Below are 2,382 nucleotides of genomic sequence, written 5' to 3' on the forward strand. Positions count from 1 at the left end.
TGTTCGCTCCTTGTTGTCGAAATGAAAGAATTTCAAGCCAGTCACTGCATTCTGACGCCCGCTGCGCGCGCGCCGTTTTTGCTCTTTGTTCACCGCGTCGTCACCCCTCCTCCCAGCCATCGATGATGCCGCAGATGGTGAGGTCGGTAGCCACTGTTCGATCGGGCATGGCCATACGTGCGGCCGTGCCCGCGGCGGTGAACACCCATTTGCCAGGCGGCGCTCCGACCGGATCGGTCGCCACCGAGATTTCTCCCTTCTGGCCCTTCAGGATACGAAGCGAAGCCGAACTCATTCCCGGCACACGCCGGGTGCAGACCAGATCGTCCACCACGCGCCAGACTTCCATCACGTTCCCTCCGGATTCCAGTGGTCGATGATGCCGACGATCGTCAGATCGGACGGATAATCCCTGGCTCCTGCGGCATCGCGCGCCGCGGAAGATCCGACACAAATCACCCAGTCTCCCGGGATGCAGCCGACGGCGTCGACCGCAACGCTGCGCGGGCCATTCGGTGTCTCCTGCACGACCAGCAACGGGCGATGGCCCATGGCGTCGATGCGATTGGTCGACACGAGAGTGGTTTTCACACGCATGATTCTCATGACGCATAAGTCCTCTCAATGATCGTCGACGGCATCGTCGGCGACGAAGGCGCAACATTCGTCGCCGGCGCGGTCACTCACAGCGATGGCGCAATTGAGCAGGCCCCTGGCAGCCAGATCGGGATAGCGTACTGCGATCGCATCGCGCACCCGTCGGCCTCGCGCGATCGCCCGCTCGCGTGATTCGGGGATCCGGCCATCATATTCGAAGTGAACCAGTACCGGGACCGGCAGACCGTGCGCGACATTGAGCTTGGCAAAAATATCGATCCCGACATCCATGTCGGGCGCGCCTTCCTCGACCGTATCGAGGTGAGCGAAATAAAACAGGTTGCGCAATTGCAACGGCCGCACCGCTTCGCCGGCGACAATGCATTCCTCGTCGTGCCCGATGGTCGCGTAGCGCCCCGTATGATGCTTGATGACGTATTCGATCTGCGACAGGTTGGCTTCGGCAAGCGCCAACACCAGGCGGCGCATGCCCTCGTGCATGCGGCCATTGCCCTGCCCCCAGCCGCCCATACCCTCGGCATCGGCCACGATCTCCGCGATGCGCTTCCGCGCCGCTTCGGGCGCAAGGCCGAGAGTGTCGCGATAGACCTGCGCCGTCTCGAAATAGCGGTGCGCGTTGATCTCGCCAAAGCTGTCGGGCAGGTGGATGCGCAGCGCATCCAGATCGGTGTCCACGCCGATGAGCAGCACGTCGGGCGCGGCGCCCGAGCCGAACGTCCGGTCGATGGCCACGCGCAGCTCGTTCTGCAAGCGTTGCAGCGCCGCTTCCGTGGCCTGGCGATCGTTGCTGCCGTGAGCGGCGCAACCGTGACCGTTGGGGGAAGAGCTGCTGAAATGGTAGACGGCGATCTTGAGATAGTTCAGGCGCTCGCCATCGACCATGGCGCCCGACAGCCGTTCGACTTCGCGTTGCGCCCAGTCGCAGACATCGACCTCGACATCGAACAGCGCGCCTGCATAGGCCTTCACCCGCACGTTCGGCCCTGGCAGCATGCGGAGCACATAAGGGCTGACGCCCTGCAGCCGGCCATCCGAACACGGGCTGATATCCACCGTGTGATAGCCGCACGACCGCAGAAAGTTCTCATCGAGCGGCATGCGCTGACGCCAGCCGGCCTGCTCGACCTGGGCATTCTCGACGCACGACTTGAGGCCGCTGAAGGTGCAGCGCGAATGCAAGGCGGATAGATCCAGCCCGCACACCCATGCGTCCTCGAGCACCTGCGAGGGCAGATCGAAACCGAGTTGCTCGCGTGCAAGCTGCTGGGCGCGCTCGGCGAAATTCTCGTCGTGCTGATGCGTGGAGATGCGCTTGAGCACGTCGACGATGCGGGTGAAGCGGGAGCGCACCGTCCGCTCGTAGTCGAACAAAAGGCGATTGAGGTCGCGATCGACCAGCGCATGCTCGCAGGTCTGCCCGCCGCCGATCATGCACGCCGGATTGTCGGGCACCGCCGCCGCTGACGCTGCCGCGTTGGCAACCGGGTTGGCCTCTCGTCGCAGGGCCTGAAAGCGTTTGCGCGTGTCCATCGTCGCGATCCTCAGCCGCGCGCCCCGCCGGAGACGGTTACTGTGGCGCCGCTCCGGGTGTTGCCGGCCGAGCCGGTGACAACCGATACAGGCACTTCAGGCCGCTCGATGCCGCGAAACGCCATGGCGCCGGTGCCCGCGCCGCGTGGCTGCCCACGCATCGAGGGATTGCGCGCCAGGCTGGACGAACCTTCGGTGCCGGTGACACGGCTGTTGCCGTCCCAGGCGTCTCCC

3 protein-coding genes and 1 pseudogene are annotated in these 2,382 nt (G+C 64.6%); all 4 read right to left on the reverse strand.

The features are described from left to right. Positions 1-100: 100 nt before the first annotated feature. A complete protein-coding gene (locus tag BGN91_RS05935; RefSeq protein WP_292611388.1) occupies positions 101-349 on the reverse strand; it encodes a carboxysome peptide B in 249 nt (82 codons plus the stop codon). Further along, entirely contained in the window at positions 349-606 is a 258-nt protein-coding gene (locus tag BGN91_RS05940; RefSeq protein WP_292611390.1) for a carboxysome peptide A, read from the reverse strand. Before BGN91_RS05940 ends, BGN91_RS05935 begins: the two co-directional genes overlap by 1 nt. A 15-nt stretch (positions 607-621) precedes the next feature. After that, positions 622-2,148, reverse strand: a complete 1,527-nt coding sequence (locus tag BGN91_RS05945) for a carboxysome shell carbonic anhydrase (protein WP_292611392.1) — start codon at positions 2,146-2,148, stop codon at positions 622-624. 11 nt (positions 2,149-2,159) lie between these two features. After that, a pseudogene (locus tag BGN91_RS05950) lies at positions 2,160-2,382 on the reverse strand (carboxysome shell protein); the annotation flags it as partial.

The organism is Nitrobacter sp. 62-13 (assembly GCF_001896955.1).
Lineage (GTDB): Bacteria > Pseudomonadota > Alphaproteobacteria > Rhizobiales > Xanthobacteraceae > Nitrobacter.